Here is a 17,731-nt window from a genome sequence, read left to right as displayed (position 1 = left end):
ACGATGACGACCGACCCGAAAAGCAACACCCAAGCCGATTTCGCCGCCCTGCGCGCGCGCCTGCACAAGGCGATCCCGGGCGGCGCCCACACCTATTCGCGGGGTGACGACCAGTTTCCGTCCATCGCGCCGCCGGTCCTGAGCCGGGGCAAGGGCGCCCATGTCTGGGACACTCACGGCAATCGGTATCTCGACTACGGGATGGCCCTGCGCGCGGTGACCATCGGCTATGCCGATGACCGGGTGAACGCCGCCGCCATTCGCCAGATCGAGAACGGGGTGAACCTGACCCGCGCCACCGAGATCGAGCTGGAAGCCGCCGAGTTGATCTGCGACCTGATCCCCTGCGCGGAGATGGTGAAGTTCGGCAAGAACGGCTCCAACGTCACCACCGCCGCGGTGAAGATCGCGCGCGCCTACACCGGCCGCCGCTACGTCTGCGTGCCGCGCCAGCATCCCTTCTTCTCGTTCGACGACTGGTTCATCGGCGTCACCGCGATCAAGCGCGGCACACTGGATGATCACGCGGCGACCACCCTGGTCTTCGACTACAACGACATGGGCTCGCTGAAGGCCCTGTTCGACCAGTATCCGGACCAGATCGCCGCAGTGATGCTGGAGCCCTCGACCCACATCTGGCCGCACCTCGCCAACGGTGATCCGGGCCTGCCGCCCGAACCGAATTCCGGGCCCGACCACCATGCCGGCGGATTCCTGCATCAGGTGCGCGATCTGGCCCACGCCAACGGCGCCCTGTTCATACTGGACGAGATGATCACCGGCTTCCGCTGGCATCTGAAGGGCGCGCAGGAAGTGTTCGGGATCGAGGCTGATCTGGCCACCTACGGAAAGGCGATGGCCAACGGCTTCTCACTGGCCGCGGTCGTCGGCAAGCGGGAGTTCATGGAGGTCGGCTCCATCGACAAGCCGGGGATGGAGCGGACCTTCCTGCTGTCCTCGACCCACGGCGCGGAAATGCCGGCCCTGGGCGCCTTCGTCGAGGCCACACGCATCAACGCCGCCGACGACGTCCCGGGCCATATCTGGGCCTACGGCGCGAAGCTGAAGGCGGGTCTCGCCGATGTCGCGGGCCGCCACGGCCTGCAGGACCACGTTTTCATGGAAGGTCCGGCGGTCGCCCTGAACTATGTGACCCGCGACGCCTCGGGCGCGCCCTCCCTGCCCATGCGCACCCTGTTCTCGCAGGAGATGCTGAAGCGCGGCGTGATGATGCCCTGGCTGGCGATTTCGCAGGCCCACGGCGACGCAGAACTGGCCACGACGCTGGATGCCTTCGACGGCGCGCTGGGCGTCTACAAAAAGGCGCTCGACGCAGGCGTGGAAACGCAGCTGAACGGCCCGGCGATCAAGCCGGTCTTCCGGACGCATAACTGATGACCGCGCCCACCTTCGCTGTGACGCGACTGGACGGACAGGTTGCGCTGGTCACCGGCGGCGCGGGCATCCTCGGCCGGCTGTTCTGCCGCGCACTGGCCGAGGCGGGCGCGCAGGTGGCGGTCGTGGATCTGTTCGAGGACGCGGCGAAAGCCGCCGCCTCGGAGATCGGCGACGCCTGCGCCGGCTTCGGCTGCGACGTGTCGGATCCCGTGTCGGTGCAGACGGCGGTGGATGCGGTCATGGCCCGGTTCGGTCGCATCGACGTGCTGGTCAACAATGCGGCCACCAAGACCGCCGACGTGCGCGCCTTCTTCGAGCCGTTCGAGACCTACAGTCTCGACGTCTGGCGCGAGGTGATGAGCGTCAATATCGACGGCATGTTCCTGATGGCGCAGGCGGTCGGCAGGGAGATGCTTAAGGCCGGACGCGGCGGACGGGTGATCCAGACCGCCTCCATCTATGGCCTCGTCGGGCCTGACAGCCGCATCTACGAAGGCTCGGACTATCTCGGCGGCCCGATCAACACCCCGGCCGTCTATTCGGCGTCCAAGGCGGCCGTCGTCGGCCTGACCAAATGGCTGGCGACCCACTGGGCCGACAAGGGCATCCGGGTGAACTGCCTCGTCCCGGGCGGCGTCTCCAGCGGCCAGAACTCCGTGTTCGGAGACCTGTATTCCTCGCGGGTCCCGATGGGCCGGATGGCCCGGGGCGAGGAGATGGCGCCGCCGCTTCTGTTCCTGGCCAGCGAGGCCTCCTCCTATGTCACCGGTCAGGTGCTGGCGGTGGACGGCGGGTGGACCGCCTGGTGACCACCCAACGCCGACGCGACCTGTTTCTGGTCGGGGTGAAGCTGGTCGATGTGGGCACCCGCGCGGCCTTCATCCTGACGGCCACCTACGGCCTGCAGATCGCGCAGGCGGGCCGGTTCGGCCTGATCGCGACCCTGGTCGGCCTGTTCGCCTTCGCCTTCAATTTCGAGCGCCACATCGACATCCAGCGCCGCTCGGCCGGCGAGGATCACGGCGTCTTCGACCGCTATGTCGTGCAGGCGCTGAAATTTTTCGCGTTCAACTGGGCGGTCATGGTTCCGCTGTTCGTGCTGGCCATCGCCCTGTGGACCCAGCCCGGCTGGCTGGTCATCGGGCTGGCTGTGGTCGTGGTGCTGGGCGAGCACCTGTCCAATCAGGCCTATCAGTACGCCCTGATCAACCACCGCTATTATCCGATGCTGGTGGTGGTCGCGGCCAAGAACAGCGTGCTGGCGTTGATGGTCCTGTACCACGCGATCTTCGCTCGCGACGGCTTCGACCTGATGTTCGTCATGGAGATTTGGGCGATCGGGGCGGTGATGTGCACCACGGCCCTGCTGGTCCTGTTCGCCCGGCTGAACGCGGCCGCGGCGCGGACCGAACCCTTCCGGTTCAACGTCGATATCCTGGGCCAGCACAGGGCGTCGCTGACCCATTTCCTGATCGGCCTGATCGCCATCCTGATCCTGCAATTCGACCGGCTGGCCGTCGGCGGGCTGATGAGCTTTGAACAGACCGGCCAGTACTTCCGGCACACCCTGCTGGTGTCGTTCGCCTATCAGGCCTTCAACATCGCCTCGTTCAATCGCATCACCCCCGCCATCTTCACCGAGGCGAAAACGCAGGACATTCCACATCTGCGTCGCCGGGTGCTCCGCGAGTATCTGAAAACGGTCGTAGGCGTCCCCTTGCTGCTGCTGATGGCGTGGGGAGCCGATGTCATGACCGGTCACGTCTGGTCCGAGCGCTTCCATCTGAGTCTGGCCCTGATGGGGGTGCTTCTGATCGGTTTCATGCTGCGGGCCGCCGCCGACTTCCACGCCCTGATCCTGAACGCCCGCCATGACGAACGGCATATTCTGATTTCGCAGGGCGTCGCCTTCGCGGTGGGCGCGGTGCTGCTGGTGGCCCTGACCTGGCGGTTCGGGGTATACGGCGCCGCTTTCGCCACCATCGCCACCTCGGCCCTCTACCTCGTGCTCGTCAGCCGGGCCGTCCGAAGACTGCAGTCATGACCACCGCCCTGATCTACGCCATCCACCGCACCCAGGACTGGTGGATCCATGTCGGCGCCAATCTGGGCTTCGACAAGGTGACGGTGCTGACAGACCGCCGGGATCAGGGCGATGCCTCGATCACGGAGGACTACTACGCCGCCTACCGGAGCCGTTACGCCGCGGGCGACATTGCCTCTCCCTTGCTGAGCGCAGCCGAGGTGAAGGACGTCATCGCCCGGTGCAGGGTGCTGCGCTGGCTGCCGGTGCGCAAGGCCTCGGCCATGGCGCTGGCGATGGCGGACGCCATGCACATTCAACTGGAGGCGATCCGGCCGGACTATGTGATCAGCTTCCCGATCGACAACTACAATCAGGACGTTCTGGCCCGCCTCGCCCGAAAGCGCGGCCTGCCCTATTTCGAGGTCACGGCCAGCGCCCTGCCGGGCATGTGCATGCTGATGCACCGGGGCAAGCTGATCACCGCCTGCGCCGAGCCGGACGCCGCCGATGTCGAGGCCCGCATCCGCGAGATCGCCGACCCTCTTTTCACCCCCGCCTATGTGCAGGGGCAGGCCGCCTATACCCCCCTGCGATTTCTGAAGACGCTGGGCTATTTCCGCATCCGCGCCGCCTTCTTCCAGCTCTACGCCTGGGCCCGGCGCGACCGGCTGAATACCCACTACATGGACGCCCAGCCGTGGCTCGGCCACAAGGCGAAATGGTCCGACGTGCGCGTCACCGGCATGGTGGAAAGCGACTGGGAAGCGAAGGTCGAGACCTTCCCGAAAGACAGGCGCGTCCTCTACGGCCTGCAGCTCTTCCCCGAGGCCGCCATCGACTACTGGATCGACGATCTCGATCTGGTCCGCCACGAGGACATGTTGGTCGAGATCGCGCGCCGGATGACCGCCGCCGGCTACCAGATCATCGTCAAGGATCACCCGCTGCAATTCGGCTTCCGCCAGACCCGGTTGCTGGACCGCCTCAAAGCCTTCCCGAACGTGGTGATCGTCCCCTACGAGGTCAGCGGAAACGCCCTGCTGGCCCGCTGCGGCGTCAACGTGACCGCGACCGGGACGCTGGGACTTCAGGCGGCCCTGCTGGGTAACATCTCGGTGACGGGCGAGGCCTACTACGTCACCGCCGACGATTTCGTGGTCCTGCGCGGGACCGCTGATCTGGAGACCCTGCCCGCCACCGTCGCAGGGCGCGCGTCGCCCGAGCCGCTGCGGGATCGTCAGGCCCGCATTATCGCCAATCTGCTCAAGGGCAGCTTCGACGCCGACTTCTTCTCGTTCAAAGGCTTCGACCCGGCCCGGCCAAATCCGGCCACCGCCGAGCTGGGCCGCAAGCTGGGCGAGCGGTTGCGCGCGCTGGGCCCGGACGGCGAGGACTGGCACGGCCGGTTCATGCCGCCCGGCGGCGGACGGCACGACGGATCGCCGTTGAACTGACGCAGGGCCGTCCCCTCGCCTTGCACCACCGGCGGGCAGCGGTTAGGCCCTTCCGGCTGACTGGAGACGCGGTCAGGAAAGACGAGGGGATATCCGTGACGGAACTGGCCGAAAAGCTCGCGCCCTACCCCGGCCTGAGCGCCATCGTCGGCGCCCTTCTGACCTTCTGGCCAGACCATCAGAAATACGTCGAGAAGCGTTTCGCCGACGATGACGACGCCTTCCTGGCCCGCACCGAGGAACTGGCCGCCGTCTCCCTGCGCAGCATCGGCGAGGGTGAACTGCCCCTTTATGTCGAGGACTATCGCTGGGTGTCTGAACGGCTTCTGGAGGAGGAAATCCACTTCCAGCGCGAGGGCAGCTATCGGCTGTCGACGTTCCAGGAGGCCTATGACGAAGTCTACAGCAATGTCGAATACATGGGCCGCTACATGCGCGGCCTGATGATTTCGCAGATCATCTGGGACCAGCATGCCCGCGCCTTCGACGTCTTCCGGCAGGAGTTCCTGACGGCGCTGGCGCCCGACAGCCGCTATCTGGAGATCGGGCCGGGCCACGGCATTTTCCTGTACTTCGCCTCGATGCAGCCCAATGTCGCCGCGCTGGAAGCGTGGGACGTCTCTGAAGGCAGCATCATCGAGACTCGCGAGGCTTTGCACACGCTCGGTGTCACCCGCGAGGTGGCTCTGGTCCAGCAGGACATCCTGAAGGCGCCTGAGCGCCACAACGAGTTCGACGCCGCCGTCATCAGCGAAGTGCTGGAGCATCTGGAGCGCCCAGATCTGGCGCTGCGCAGCCTGCATGCCGCCCTGAAGCGCGGCGGCCGTATCTTCATCCATGTGCCGATCAACAGCCCGGCGCCCGACCACATCTATCTGTGGCGCCAGATCGAGGAGTTCCACAGCTTCGTCGAGGCGCAGGGATTCCGCATAGACATCGCCCATAACCTGCCGGTCACGGGCTACACGCTGGAGCGGGCGATCAAGCGTGGCGTCAGCATCTCGTGCATCCTGATCTGCACCCGCGTTGAAGACTGAGACGATGACCACCGCGACCGAACTGCAATGGACCGATCTGACCGAAGGCCGGTCGGTGTCCTGGCACTTCACCGTCACCGACGAGGACATGGCCGCCTTCGCGCGCCTGTCCGGCGACGTGGCTCCCCTGCACATGGACGACGCCTTCGCGCGGTCCAAGGGGTTCGAGGGGCGGGTCGTCTACGGCGCCCTTCTCAGCGCCCAGCTGTCGCGGCTGGTCGGCATGGAGATGCCCGGCCTGCACGGCGTCTTCGCAGGCATGAAGGTCAGCTTCTCGAACCCGGTCTATGTGAACCGCCCCGTCACCCTGACGGCGACGATCACCGACACCTCGGAAGCCGGCGGGCTGATCGTGATGAAGGTCCGGATGACCTCGAATGACAAGGTGGTCGCCAAGGCGACGGTGGAGGCGGTGCTGCGCAATGGCTGAGACAATTCTGGTTTCCGGCGGCAGCGGCGGCATCGGGGCGGCGGTCTGTGATGCGTTGGCCGCGCGCGGCTTCATTCCGGTCGTCGGCTATGCGGGCAACCGTGAAGCGGCGGAGGCCGTGGCGGACCGCACCGGTGGAGGCATCCTGCATCTGGACCTGACCTCCGACGCCTCGATCACAGCCGCGACGGCGGCGCTGGCCGCTATGGAGTCGCCGCCGGTCGGACTGGTGCTGGCCGGCTCGCCCCCGCCCGAGATCGAGCCCTTCGGCAAGATTTCGCCCGAGGCCATGGCCCTGCAATGGCAGGTCAACGTCGCCGGTCCCCAGCGCCTGCTGGCCGGGGTGGTGAAAAGCTGTTTCCGCCCCCGCAAGTCGGGCCGGGTTTTGGGCGTTCTGACCTCGGCGCTGGCCGAGCCGGGCAAGCCCGCGGCGGGCTCGATGGGCGCCTATGTCATCGCCAAGGCGGGTCTGGCCGGTCTGCTGGACGCGCTGGCCGCCGACTATGGCTGGCTGACGGTTCGCAGCGTTCGGCCGGGCTATACCGAGACCCCGATGCTCAAGGCCTTTGATGAGCGGTATCTGGAAATGATGCGCGAGCGCAGCCCCTTCTCCACCCCGGAGCAGGTCGCCGCCGACATCGTGGACGAACTGCTGCGTTAGAGGCCGCTGCGACCGCGGCGCGCTTGACCTTGAAACCTTCGCCTAGCTACTAACCAAGGCGCCAGCCGGGCTGGAAAGTCTTAGTATCCGCGCATCCGGGACAGTCCCTGAAAGGCTGCCTCGCGGATCGTTCGAGGACATCGCTTCATGGCTCCTTCCGGTTATCTGAACGTCGAACCCGACAGGGCGATCACGCCGGTCCGCGCCATGGACTGGTCGCCGGAACTTGTCGCCTACGACCAGCACGCGGCCTATCAGGATCTGGTCAGGAAACCCTCGCTCGGAACCCGCCTTCAGGCGCTCGGCATCTTCGGCCTCAGCATGGGCAAGCTGCTGTTCAAGCGGCTGATCCGGTACGAGTTCATCCCGCACGACATTCGCGCCGACCGCTCGCTCGGCGGACGCCTGCGCTTCGCGGGAGCGGCCCTGCGCAACACGGTGCGCGGCGATGACCGCGCCCAGCGCGCATCGGCGGCGGCGAAGGGCGCGCCCTCGGGCCGTCTGGCCGAGCACGGCATCCATGTCGTCACCATGCCGATGGACCGGTTCGAGGAACTGGAAGCCATCGCCAAGCCGGAGTTCGACCGCCTGGTCGCACGACGCGGCCAGTCCAACGGCCAACGCAATTTCGAGGAATCGCGGGCGCAGGCCAGCCGGGTTGATCAGAAGGACCTGTTCAACGCCATCGAGGCGACCCTGCGCGAAGCCGGGGTGTTCGATGTCGCCTCCGCCTATCTGGGCCGCAAGGCGGGGCTGATCGACGTCAATCCGCAGATCAACGACACCTCCGACACCTTCTGGCGCGACATCTTCCCGGACGCCGAACTGGCGACCCTGCCGCCGACGGCCTACTGCCACCGCGACGCATCGGGCGGCGACCTGAAGGCCATCTTCTACATGAGCGACGTCGGCGAACGCACCGGTCCGTTCAGCTATGTCGTCGGCTCCAACCGGATGAAGATCAGTCGGCTGGACGACCTGATCTGCGAGGCCAATGACTCGAACGGTCTGGCCGGGACCGATCCCGCCGCCCGCGCCCGGTTCGCCGCCCTGCCGAAAAAGCTTCGTCAGAAGGGCGCGTTCGGAAACGACCTGACTCCGGACTCGCCACTGGGCCGCGAGATCGGTGGCGGACTGTGGAAGGTCACGGCGGGCAAGGGCTCCATCGTCCTGTTCGACACCAAGGGCATCCACCGCGGCGGCATGGTCGAGGACGGAGAGCGCCGCGTCATTACCTGCGTGGTTGGATGACACGACGCGTGAAGACGCGGCATAAGGCCTGTACATGACCTTCCATCCCGCCGTGTTGATGCTGATCTCGTGGATCAGCGCCTATGCAATCTTTTTCATTCTGCCGTTCCGGCTCGAGTCGCGGGTGCTGACGCCCTACGGCTTCCTGATCACGGCTGTCTTCCTGACGACCTTCTGCGCGGCGGCGCTGAGCGCGGCGCGGCCGATGCAGCAGCGCCCCCGCGATCCGCTGGTCACCGTGAACTTCCGGCGCGCCGATCAGGTGATGATGATCGCCGCGATCATCGCCATCGCCGCCCTGTTCATGGACATGCAGAACAACAATGTGTTCGATCTGGCCGCGTCCTACGCCGCCCGGTCAGGCCGCGCGACCGATCTGCTGCAAGGGGCACAGTCAAACAGTTCGATCTGGTTCCAGATCGGCTTCCTCTTCTACCCGGTGGGTTACGTCTATCTGGCCCGGGAGATCGGCTTCAGACTGCGTCCGCAGATCTGGCGGATCGCCGTCTTCGGTCTGGGACCGCCCACGCTCGCCGCGCTGGCCATGGGCGGACGCGGCCCCCTGTTCTTCGCGGTGGTCTACGCCGTGCTGAGCTATTTCCTGCGCCAGCAGGTCTTCCCGACGCCCAAGCGCACGCGTCGCAAAGCCGGCGCGCGCCCTGCCATTCCGGCTCCCGCCCCCGCTCCCGCACGAGCCGCGGCGCCGACCGCCGCCTACATGGGCGCGCCCAAGCCTCGCAAACGCCGGAAGGTGTTCCGCTTCGGCGCCCGTTCAAAGGTGGCGCTCGGCCTTTTCGCGGGCGTCGCGATGGTTTACTTCATCCAGGTCTTCATCGCCCGTGCCGAAGGCGGCGGCGGGGTCGAGGCCGCGCTGGGCGACGTCGGCCTGAACTGGGGCGTCAGCTTCAACGGCCACTTCTCGAACCTGTTCTATTCGATACTCGGGTCGGAAGGCACCTACATGGTGTTCGTCTTCGCCTGGTACTGGGTGCAGGGCATCGTCATGTCGAACGAGATTTTCACCGGCTACGACGGGCCGATGCTGATGGGCACCTACGGGCTCGATCTGGTCTCGGCCCTGATGCGCCGCCTGAACGGTGACTTCGTCGCCGACGGCTTCGCCACCCTGCTGCGAATGAACGTCTACGGCTTCGTGCCGTCCGCCTTCGGCTCGCTGTACGTCGACCTGAAGTTCTTCGGCCTGATCCCCTGCGCGATCTGGGGCTACTGCGCGGGTCTGGTGTACCGGAACGTCAAGGCCGGTGTTGATCCCCGCTGGTTGCTTCTGACGCCCTACATCAGCGCGGGCATCGTCATGAGCCTGAACAACACCCCGGTGGGACTGTCCAATGGCCTGATGCTGCACGTCTGGCTGCTGACGGCCTTCTTCCTGTCGAAGCCCCACCGCCTCGGCAGTGGCACGGTCGCCCGCCGACGCCCGCTGTTCGCCCGCTAGGTCTCAGCGCGGCGCGGGTGTCGGTCGCAGAACCGACGACGCGGCAAGCGCCTCGGCCAGCCGGCGGCTGAGCTGAGGCCAGAGGCGGGGCTCGGTATGACCGGAATCGAAGAAGTTCTCGTTCGCATCGAAGTCGCGCAGCGAGACCAGAGCCACCGCCGGGTCACGATCATGCGGGGCCAGGATCGATCGGATCGCGGCCAGATAGGAGCCGTCCGTCATCGGCACGCCTGAACGATGCCATTCCGGCAAAGGCAGGTCCGCGATCACCACCGCATCTCCGCGCGCGCGGACGGCCGCGATCAATCCGGCCAGCCGCTCGAAGTCTTCCGACGGCATCACATGATCGCCGCCCATCCCCGCCAGCCGCTGGGCCAGCAGCGCCTGCTGCATTTCGGCAGGGACAGTGACAGTGTCGAGCGACTCCTGATCGGCGATATGACGGGTCCAGACGGACAGGGGATCGTCGCCCCTGAACCGGTCCACGACTGATTTCACCATCGGCAGATCGGGGTTGGCGAACACCGACCGGACCATGCGGCGCGGCAGGCTGGCGGCCACCGCCTGCGGGCGCAACGCCATCGCCACCCCGTCGGAAACCGGCTCAGGCCAGATCGCCGACAGCTTCCCGCCGTCCTGCTCATAGAGACCGCTGCGCAGGGCCTCGGTCACCAGCGGATTGTGCCCGGCGCCGTAGTTCACCGGCAGGAACTGCAGATAGCTGAGCCCCAGAACGAAGACCGTGCGCCCCGCCTCTGGCGGACGCCGGGCGTAGTACAGATCCACCGCATCGGCGATCTCGCCGATGCCCGCGCCGCTCAGGGAGACGTTGGCCACGCGCCAGCCGGGCAGCAGGGGCTCGATCACGTCGGGCCGGAAGGGATCGCGCGCATTGGAGGCTCCCAGCACCACGATGCGGTTCGCCCGCTCGGACAGGACGTTGCGGTTCAGGACGAAATAGCGCGCCTCGCTGTTCCAGCCGGGCTGGGTCGTGGTCACCGCCTGCGTGTCGAAGGTCTCGGCCTTCCACGGCAGCGCCAGCCCCGTCAGGGCGACGATCCCGCCATAGGCCGCCGCCGTGGTCGCGGTCGACAGGGCCAGCCATTTCCAGAACCGGATCACGTCAGAACGCCTGATAAACGAAGTCGGTGGAGGTCTGCAGCAGCGGCACCGCGAAGACCAGAAGCAGCATCAGACCCGCCAGCACCAGCACCCGCACGACAGTCGTGCCGGACGCACGGCTCCAGACGCTCTCGACCGGAGGCCACAGCCGGGTCAGCACGAAAATCGGAACCGCGAACGCCGCTGACATCAACACCAGCGCCAGTCCGAAGGCGACCACGCCGCCCGCCGCCAGCAGACCGCCGATCCCGGCGACCGGCATCCAGAACGGCGTCAGGGCCATCGACACCCAGGTCAGGGTCAGCCCGCGCGCGGCCCAGACGTACAGAGGACGCTTCGTCAACGCCTGATACGGCTTCTTGCCCAGTCGTTTGGTCATCTCGACCTGATAGAGCTTGTTCACCGACACCCCGGCGCCGAGCAGCAGGCCGGTCAGCAGATACTCCCACGACGAACCGTGCCAGGCGCCCAGCACCACGAAGGTGACGCACAGGGCGATAACCCCGAGATAGGGCATGGCCGCCGCCGACGGGAACCGTCCCATCAGCACCTTCAGCAGCGGGTTGAAGAAGTAGATCCTGAACCACTCGGACAGGGTCATGTGCCAGCGCCCCCAGAAGTCCTGGAAGTTTCCGGCCATGAAGGGGCGGTTGAAATTCTCGGGCAGCACGATGCCGAACAGCCGGGCCACGGCGATGGCCATGTCGGTGTAGCCGGAGAAGTTGGCGTACAGGAACAGAAGGTACAGGCCTGCGCCAAACGCATAGAAGCCCGCGATCAGTGCGCTCGAGCCGCTCGCCGCCACCGTCGCCTCCAGACGGCCGGCGAACAGCTGGTGCCCCATCAGGATCAGCTCTCCGACCACCGCCACCTTGGCGAAGCCGATCAGGAACCGGCGCAGCGTGCGCCAGGCCTCATCCGAATCCATGCCGACAGGCTGGTCCAGATCCTTGCCGAACGGCTCGTACCGGTTGATCGGGCCCGAGAGAAAGGCGGGGAAGAAGATCAGATAGGCCAGGTAGCGGGGGAAGGACGGTCGTTTCAGCGCCCCGTCACCGACTTCCAGCACAAGATGCAGCAGGCGGAACAGCAGATAGGACAGGCCCACCACCGCATAGGGGAAGGGCACGGCCGGGACCGCCGCCACGAAGGGGTAGCGCTTCAACCAGATGAAGACCGCAACCAGCACCACGATGCTCAGGCCCACCGCGTGCGCGACCTTGCGCCGCTCGACCAGCATCAGCGCGCCGTAGCCGGCGAGGATGAAGGCGGCCAGCGGCACGGCCGCCAACGGCGTCGCGATGAAACTGGCCGCGAAGATCAGGTTCAGGACGATCAGGAAGTTCGTGCGCCACGCGCCCCGCAGCGGCTGGGCCAGCAGCGCGGCGACCAGCACGAAGCCCGCGAAAGCCGTTGAGGTGAACTGCATCCGTCCTCGTCCCCCGACCGCCGGTTACGCCTGCACGGCGGTCGGACGCACGATCGTCATGGGCAGGGTCTTTTCAGCCAGGTCCGCCAGACGCAACCGCCAAACCGTTTCCCCCTCGTCCGTCTCGGAGATCTTCTCGAAGCCCAGCTTCTCGTAGTGCTTCGCCACCATCATGTTTTTCTCGCTGGGGATGAACCGACCGATCAGTTCCGACGCGCCCGCGGCGCGCGCCTCGCGAGCAAGCTCGGCCAGCACCGCCTCTTCCACCCGGCGCCCCAGCACCCGGCAGCTCATCAACCAGGTGTCGATCTCCCACTGATCGGGGCCCCGGTCGGCGACGATGACCGAGATCATGCCGTTGTCACCGAACACATCGGCCAACCGCACCTGAAGGGTGAACCGGGTCGGATCCGCTTCCAGCGCCCCGACCTGCGCCTCGGTATAGCGGCGGGTGGTCAGGTTGAACTGGTTGGACTTGTTGATCAGTTGCGAGATGCGCGTCCGGCCCACGGCGTCGAACGGCTGCAGCGTGGCGACCATCTCCAGCGAGGCGTGATAGGCGTCCAGCGACCCCGCGCTGCCCTGCAGTTGTAGCCGTTTGGCGTTTTCCTTGTAGAACCCCGACCGCTTCCGATCGTCGTCCGAGAAGGCGACCGCCTCGAAATAGCCCCCGGCGTTCAGCGCCCGCGCATACAGCGCCGCATCAGCCGGCAGCTCGGGCACGGCGATCTCGGGATGGACGCCCCGCACCTGCATCCGCTCCGCGGGATTGTCATCAAGGAAGACCAGCGCATCGCGGCCCAGCGTCAGGGCGTCGGCGATGGTCGCCAGATTGGTCGCCTTGTCGATCCAGTTCGCCTGGAAGACCGCGATATGGTCCTCCTTCAGCAGCATGTCGTCGTGCTCCCGGAACGGCAGTCGGGCGGCGGCGTCCTCGTTCTTGGACGACACAGCCAGCACCACGCCGCGCCCATGCAGGTCCAGCGCCGCGCGTTGCACCGACAGGTGCGCCTCGCCCAGCCCCGACCCCTGACCGATGACGATGCCTTCAAGCCCGTCGTCGCCGATGATCCCGCCCCAGAGGGTGTTGTCGAGATCCAGCACCAGCGTCTTGCGGCTCTTGCCGCGCACCGCCCCGATAACCCGCGCTACATGCTCGGCGTAGACGGGAACGAACTCCTGCGCGAACGGCAGCTTGCCGATATTGCGCATGACCGGGTCATGCCAGGCGTCCAGACCGACGCTCTCGGCCAGCCCGGCCACGTCGACCAGCAGTTCGTCATCCGGCAGGCTGTCCGCCAGACGCCGGTTCAACTGATCCACCAGCCAGCGATGGGTACCGGTCAGGCGAAAATCGAAGCTGCCGAACAGGGTCTCGGGCAAGCGCGGCGCGGTCTGCCAGATCAGCGCCGCCTTCGTATTGGCGCGCAGCCCCTGACGGATCAGGTCGAACTGGGCCAGCACGCCGTCCAGCGTGGCCTCGGCCCGCTCGCTGTCGCCCGGCGTCCCGCTCAGCGGCAGACCGTGCACATCGACGGCGATCAGAATGGCGTCGAGATCGGAGGTGGCGAGCAGCGACTGCGGGTCCAGCGCCTCCTGCACGATCTGGCCGAAGGGCGCCTCGACCACCTCCATCGCCAGCCCGTAGCGCAGGGCCGTCGCCTCCAGCGCGGGGGCGATCAGCGAGGTGGTGGAGTTGCTCAGCAGCCCCAGCCGGAACGCGCCCAACGGCTTCAGCGACCGCCCGTCCGCCCGCGCCTTCCGCAGGGCCTTGGCCAGACGGTTCAGACCGTTGATGTCCAGCGCGTGGCCGGCCAGCAGTTTCAGCTCAGGCGCCAGGGCGCCGTCGCCCGCCTGCGCGGCCTTCAGCCGGTCGGCGAAGTCAGCCGGCCTCTGAGGAAGCCAGAACAGGTTCCCGCGGTCACTCATCGCTCTGTCTTCCGGGTCCGGCTCAGCCCGCGGCTTGCTTGCTCTGGATCAGGGCCACCAGATCGCCGACCTGCTTCAGGCTGCCGACCTCGACCGTCGAGAACCGCAGGCCGAAGGCCTTTTCGACCGAGAGCATCAGGCGGATGTGGCTCAGGCTGTCCCATTCCTCAACGTCGGCGGCGACCATGGTCGGAACCGGCGTCAGGTCGTCGTCGTCGAAGACGTCGCGGAAGATCTCGGTCAGCTGCGCGTAGATTTCGGTTTCGGACATGGTCGAGGCCATCCAGGGAGTTCAGCAAAGTCAGTCAGGATCGAATGCCTCGTTTCGAACGACAGGCCAACCCTGTACGAGGAAAACCCGAAGGTTTCCGAACAGGAGGAACGGATGACCGTTCTCGTCACCGGCGCGACCGGCTTTCTCGGCCGCGCGGTCGTGGATCGCCTGATCCAGAACGGCCGGAGCGTCCGCGCCGCCGTCCGGCATGATGCGGGACCGGGCGCCGTGGCCGTCGGCGACCTGTCCGCCGACACCGACTGGAGCGCCGCCCTGCAAGGCGTGGACACGGTCGTGCACTGCGCCGCCCGCGCCCATGTGCTCAAGGAAACCACCGACAATCCCCTGCCCCTGTTCCGCGCGGTGAACACCGGGGCGACGACGGCGCTGGCCCGGCAGGCCACGGCGGCGGGCGTGCGACGGTTCGTTTTCATCTCCAGCATCGGGGTGAACGGTTCCGAGACCCACGGCACGCCCTTCCGTCACGACGACCCGCCCGCCCCCCACTCGCCCTACGCGGTGTCCAAGCATGAGGCCGAACTGGCCCTGCGCGCCATCGCGGCGCAGACCGGGCTGGAGGTGGTGATCCTTCGTCCGCCCCTGATCACGGGGCCTGAGCCCAAGGGCAATCTGGCGACCCTGAACCGGGTGATCGCCAAAGGCCTGCCCCTGCCCTTCGGTCTGGCGACGAACAACCGGCGTGATCTGGTGTCGCTTGAGACCCTGTGCAGTCTGATCGACGTGGTCATCGACCACCCGGGGGCGGCGGGCCGGACCTTCCTCGTCAGCGACGGCGCGCCGGTCTCAACCCGCGCCCTGCTGGAGCAGATGGCCGCGGCGAAAGGCCGCTCCCTCACCCTCCTGCCGGTTCCGCCGGTCTTTCTGACCCTCCCACTGAAGCTGCTGGGCAAGGGCGCGATGGCCTCCCAGCTGTTCGGCGATCTGGAGGTCGACATCACCCACACCCGCCAGACGCTGAACTGGGCGCCCTGAACCCGGCGTCATGACGCCCGCTTTGTCGAAATCCGCGCTACCTGCGCCGTGCGACCTGGGTTAGACCGGGCCTGTATCCGGGAGGAGCTGTTGAGCGTCTTCATCATCGCCGAAGCCGGCGTGAACCATAACGGCGACGCCGACCGGGCGCTGGCCATGGTCGACGCCGCGAAGGCGGCGGGCGCCGACGCGGTCAAGTTCCAGACCTTCTCGGCCGACAAGCTGGCCGCGCCCGGCGCCGAGAAGGCCGACTATCAGAAACGCGAGACCGGCGAGGGCAACCAGCACGAGATGCTGAAGGCGCTGGAGATGTCGGAAGACCTCCACCACCGCCTGATCGCCCGGTGCGGCGAGGTCGGCATTGAGTTCATGTCCACGCCCTTCGACGAGGAGGCGGCGGACTTCCTCGTCGCCTCGGGCATGGCGCGAATCAAGATCCCGTCTGGCGAGATCGTGAACCATCCCTTCCTGCGCCATCTGGCGGCGAAGGATCGTCCGCTGATCGTCTCGACCGGCATGGCGACGATGGAGGAGATCACCGACGCCGTCGCCGTCATCGCCGAGACCCGTGCGAAGCACGGCCTGACCGCGCCGCTGGATCAGGTGCTGACCATCCTGCACTGCACGTCCAACTATCCGGCCGCGCCGTCCGACGTGAACCTGCGCGCCATGCGCACCATCGGCGAAGTCACGGGCATGCCGGTCGGCTATTCCGACCACACGCTCGGACTCGCGGTCTCGACCGCCGCCGTGGCGCTGGGCGCGACGGTGATCGAGAAGCATTTCACCCTCGACGTCACCCTGCCCGGCCCGGACCACCGCGCCTCGCTGACCGTCGAACAGCTGTCCGATCTGGTCCGTCAGATTCGCGATGTGGAGCAGGCGCTCGGTTCGTCGGTGAAGGCGCCGACCGCCGCCGAACTGCCGGTGCGCGCGGTGGCCCGCCGGTCCGTCATGGCCCGAACCGCTCTGCCCGCAGGCCACATCCTGACCGAGGCCGACCTGATCCTGCTGCGCCCGGCCTCGGGGATCGCGCCGCGTTTCTTCCACACCCTGCCGGGCCGCGCCCTTCAGGAAGACGTCGCGGCGGGCCAGCCCCTCACCTGGGACCTGTTGTCCGGCGAGGCCATGATCTGATGGGCCGTCGCGTCTGCTACATCAGCGGCACCCGCGCCGACTTCGGCCTTATGCGCTCGACGCTGCAGATTTTGCGCGACCATCTGGAGCTGGACCTGTCGGTGATCGTCACCGGCATGCACCTGTCGCAAGCCTACGGGCACACGGCGGACGAGATCGAAGCCGCCGGCCTGCGCATCGCCGCCCGCGTGCCCGTGCCGCTGGAGCCCGCGACCGGCGCCACCATGGCCCGCAATCTGGGAACGATGGTCACCGCCTTCACCGACGCGCTGGAAAGCGAGCGGCCGGACATCGTGCTGCTGCTGGGCGACCGGGGTGAGATGCTGGCCGGAGCGCTGGCGGCGATCCATCTGAACATCCCCGTGGCGCACATTCACGGCGGCGAGCGATCCGGCACGGTGGACGAGCCGGTGCGCCACGCCATTTCCAAGCTCAGCCACCTGCACTTCACCGCGACGCGGGAAGCCGCCGACCGGCTGGAGCGGATGGGCGAGAACCCCGCCAACATCCACGTCACCGGAGCCCCCGGTCTGGACGGCCTGATCGACGCCGAACTGCCGGACCTGACGGAAGTGACCCGCCTGCACGGGCTGGACCCGGAGCGCCGCTTCGCCCTGATGGTCTATCACCCAGTGCTGCAGGAGGCCCTGACCGCCGCCGATGACACACGCCGCATCCTGAAAGCGGCCACCGATGCGGGCCTGCAGGTTCTGGCCCTGATGCCCAACGCCGATGCGGGGAGCGACGGGGTGCGCGCGGTCCTGATCGAGGCCAAAGGAACGCCGGACATCACCGTGCGCACCCATCTGGCCCGGCCGGCCTTCATCGCCGCCATGGCCCACGCGGATTTGATGATCGGCAATTCCAGCGCCGGGATCATCGAGGCCGCCAGCTTCGGCACGCCGGTCCTGAACGTCGGTCCGCGCCAGAATCTGCGCGAACGCAACGCCAACGTCCGCGACGTCGACGCCACCGAACAGGCGCTGGCCCACGGGATCGCCGACCTTCTGGCCAAGGGCCGACTTGCGCCGCTCAACGTCTATGGCGACGGTCAGGCGGGACCGCGCATCGCGCGCCTTCTGGCCTCTGTCCCGCTGGACGCGGCCCTGATGATGAAGGTCAACGGGTACTGAT

At 67.1% G+C, this 17,731-nt stretch carries 16 protein-coding genes; 12 read left to right on the top strand and 4 right to left on the bottom strand.

The features are described 5' to 3' along the window. The first annotated feature begins 3 nt into the window (after window positions 1-3). The 9 genes from FKQ52_RS03010 (at window position 4) to FKQ52_RS02970 (ending at window position 9,713) form a co-directional block, all read left to right on the top strand. Window positions 4-1,395, top strand: a complete 1,392-nt coding sequence (locus FKQ52_RS03010; protein ID WP_141625818.1) for a glutamate-1-semialdehyde 2,1-aminomutase — start codon at window positions 4-6, stop codon at window positions 1,393-1,395. Next, entirely contained in the window at window positions 1,395-2,207 is an 813-nt protein-coding gene (locus FKQ52_RS03005; RefSeq protein WP_141625817.1) for an SDR family oxidoreductase, read from the top strand. The genes FKQ52_RS03010 and FKQ52_RS03005 overlap by 1 nt, the downstream gene beginning before the upstream one ends. Then, entirely contained in the window at window positions 2,204-3,442 is a 1,239-nt protein-coding gene (locus FKQ52_RS03000; RefSeq protein WP_141625816.1) for a lipopolysaccharide biosynthesis protein, read from the top strand. Before FKQ52_RS03005 ends, FKQ52_RS03000 begins: the two co-directional genes overlap by 4 nt. Further along, window positions 3,439-4,878 (top strand): hypothetical protein, encoded by a 1,440-nt coding sequence (locus FKQ52_RS02995; RefSeq protein ID WP_141625815.1) that lies wholly within the window; start codon window positions 3,439-3,441, stop codon window positions 4,876-4,878. The genes FKQ52_RS03000 and FKQ52_RS02995 overlap by 4 nt, the downstream gene beginning before the upstream one ends. Before the next feature lie 95 nt (window positions 4,879-4,973). Next, window positions 4,974-5,915, top strand: a complete 942-nt coding sequence (locus FKQ52_RS02990; protein ID WP_141625814.1) for a class I SAM-dependent methyltransferase — start codon at window positions 4,974-4,976, stop codon at window positions 5,913-5,915. Window positions 5,916-5,919: 4 nt separating this feature from the next. Further along, window positions 5,920-6,345, top strand: a complete 426-nt coding sequence (locus FKQ52_RS02985; protein WP_141625813.1) for a MaoC/PaaZ C-terminal domain-containing protein — start codon at window positions 5,920-5,922, stop codon at window positions 6,343-6,345. Beyond that, window positions 6,338-7,006: an SDR family oxidoreductase gene (locus FKQ52_RS02980; protein WP_168196775.1), complete on the top strand. Its 669-nt coding sequence runs from the start codon at window positions 6,338-6,340 to the stop codon at window positions 7,004-7,006. Before FKQ52_RS02985 ends, FKQ52_RS02980 begins: the two co-directional genes overlap by 8 nt. Window positions 7,007-7,153: 147 nt before the next feature. After that, window positions 7,154-8,257: a hypothetical protein gene (locus FKQ52_RS02975; RefSeq protein WP_141625811.1), complete on the top strand. Its 1,104-nt coding sequence runs from the start codon at window positions 7,154-7,156 to the stop codon at window positions 8,255-8,257. A 34-nt stretch (window positions 8,258-8,291) separates the two neighbouring features. Further along, window positions 8,292-9,713, top strand: a complete 1,422-nt coding sequence (locus tag FKQ52_RS02970) for an oligosaccharide repeat unit polymerase (RefSeq protein WP_141625810.1) — start codon at window positions 8,292-8,294, stop codon at window positions 9,711-9,713. A gap of 3 nt (window positions 9,714-9,716) precedes the next feature. Here the strand turns inward: FKQ52_RS02970 and FKQ52_RS02965 are convergent, their stop codons facing one another. Genes FKQ52_RS02965 through FKQ52_RS02950 form a run of 4 tightly spaced genes read right to left on the bottom strand, consistent with a single transcriptional unit; the run spans window position 9,717 to window position 14,476 of the window. Continuing rightward, window positions 9,717-10,835 carry a hypothetical protein gene (locus tag FKQ52_RS02965; protein ID WP_141625809.1) on the bottom strand — a complete coding sequence of 373 codons (1,119 nt, stop codon included), beginning with the start codon at window positions 10,833-10,835 and terminating at the stop codon, window positions 9,717-9,719. Window position 10,836: 1 nt separating this feature from the next. Beyond that, window positions 10,837-12,264 (bottom strand): MBOAT family O-acyltransferase, encoded by a 1,428-nt coding sequence (locus FKQ52_RS02960; protein ID WP_141625808.1) that lies wholly within the window; start codon window positions 12,262-12,264, stop codon window positions 10,837-10,839. Between the two features lie 24 nt (window positions 12,265-12,288). Continuing rightward, the gene (locus FKQ52_RS02955; protein ID WP_141625807.1) at window positions 12,289-14,193 is read right to left on the bottom strand and encodes an HAD-IIIC family phosphatase; all 1,905 of its coding nucleotides are present in this window, start codon (window positions 14,191-14,193) and stop codon (window positions 12,289-12,291) included. Between the two features lie 22 nt (window positions 14,194-14,215). Continuing rightward, window positions 14,216-14,476: an acyl carrier protein gene (locus FKQ52_RS02950; protein ID WP_205750838.1), complete on the bottom strand. Its 261-nt coding sequence runs from the start codon at window positions 14,474-14,476 to the stop codon at window positions 14,216-14,218. A 102-nt stretch (window positions 14,477-14,578) separates the two neighbouring features. Between FKQ52_RS02950 and FKQ52_RS02945 the strand changes: the two genes are divergently transcribed. The 3 genes from FKQ52_RS02945 (at window position 14,579) to neuC (ending at window position 17,730) form a co-directional block, all read left to right on the top strand. Further along, window positions 14,579-15,460, top strand: a complete 882-nt coding sequence (locus FKQ52_RS02945) for an NAD-dependent epimerase/dehydratase family protein (RefSeq protein ID WP_141625806.1) — start codon at window positions 14,579-14,581, stop codon at window positions 15,458-15,460. A 90-nt stretch (window positions 15,461-15,550) separates the two neighbouring features. After that, entirely contained in the window at window positions 15,551-16,597 is a 1,047-nt protein-coding gene (gene neuB, locus FKQ52_RS02940) for an N-acetylneuraminate synthase (protein WP_205750836.1), read from the top strand. Continuing rightward, the gene (gene neuC / locus FKQ52_RS02935) at window positions 16,597-17,730 is read left to right on the top strand and encodes a UDP-N-acetylglucosamine 2-epimerase (protein WP_141625805.1); all 1,134 of its coding nucleotides are present in this window, start codon (window positions 16,597-16,599) and stop codon (window positions 17,728-17,730) included. Before neuB ends, neuC begins: the two co-directional genes overlap by 1 nt. Window position 17,731 lies beyond the last annotated feature (1 nt).

The sequence above is a fragment of the Brevundimonas sp. M20 genome (assembly GCF_006547065.1).
GTDB lineage: Bacteria > Pseudomonadota > Alphaproteobacteria > Caulobacterales > Caulobacteraceae > Brevundimonas.
This window is presented reverse-complemented; position numbering and strand designations above follow the sequence as displayed.

Coding starts and splice junctions, on each gene's coding strand:
- FKQ52_RS03010 (WP_141625818.1), top strand. CDS start 4: ATGACGACCGACCCGAAAAGCAACACCCAAGCCGATTTCGCCGCCCTG.
- neuC (WP_141625805.1), top strand. CDS start 16,597: ATGGGCCGTCGCGTCTGCTACATCAGCGGCACCCGCGCCGACTTCGGC.
- FKQ52_RS03005 (WP_141625817.1), top strand. CDS start 1,395: ATGACCGCGCCCACCTTCGCTGTGACGCGACTGGACGGACAGGTTGCG.
- FKQ52_RS02985 (WP_141625813.1), top strand. CDS start 5,920: ATGACCACCGCGACCGAACTGCAATGGACCGATCTGACCGAAGGCCGG.
- FKQ52_RS02960 (WP_141625808.1), bottom strand. CDS start 12,264: ATGCAGTTCACCTCAACGGCTTTCGCGGGCTTCGTGCTGGTCGCCGCG.
- FKQ52_RS02980 (WP_168196775.1), top strand. CDS start 6,338: ATGGCTGAGACAATTCTGGTTTCCGGCGGCAGCGGCGGCATCGGGGCG.
- FKQ52_RS02970 (WP_141625810.1), top strand. CDS start 8,292: ATGACCTTCCATCCCGCCGTGTTGATGCTGATCTCGTGGATCAGCGCC.
- FKQ52_RS02995 (WP_141625815.1), top strand. CDS start 3,439: ATGACCACCGCCCTGATCTACGCCATCCACCGCACCCAGGACTGGTGG.
- FKQ52_RS02945 (WP_141625806.1), top strand. CDS start 14,579: ATGACCGTTCTCGTCACCGGCGCGACCGGCTTTCTCGGCCGCGCGGTC.
- FKQ52_RS02950 (WP_205750838.1), bottom strand. CDS start 14,476: ATGGCCTCGACCATGTCCGAAACCGAAATCTACGCGCAGCTGACCGAG.
- FKQ52_RS02955 (WP_141625807.1), bottom strand. CDS start 14,193: ATGAGTGACCGCGGGAACCTGTTCTGGCTTCCTCAGAGGCCGGCTGAC.
- FKQ52_RS02975 (WP_141625811.1), top strand. CDS start 7,154: ATGGCTCCTTCCGGTTATCTGAACGTCGAACCCGACAGGGCGATCACG.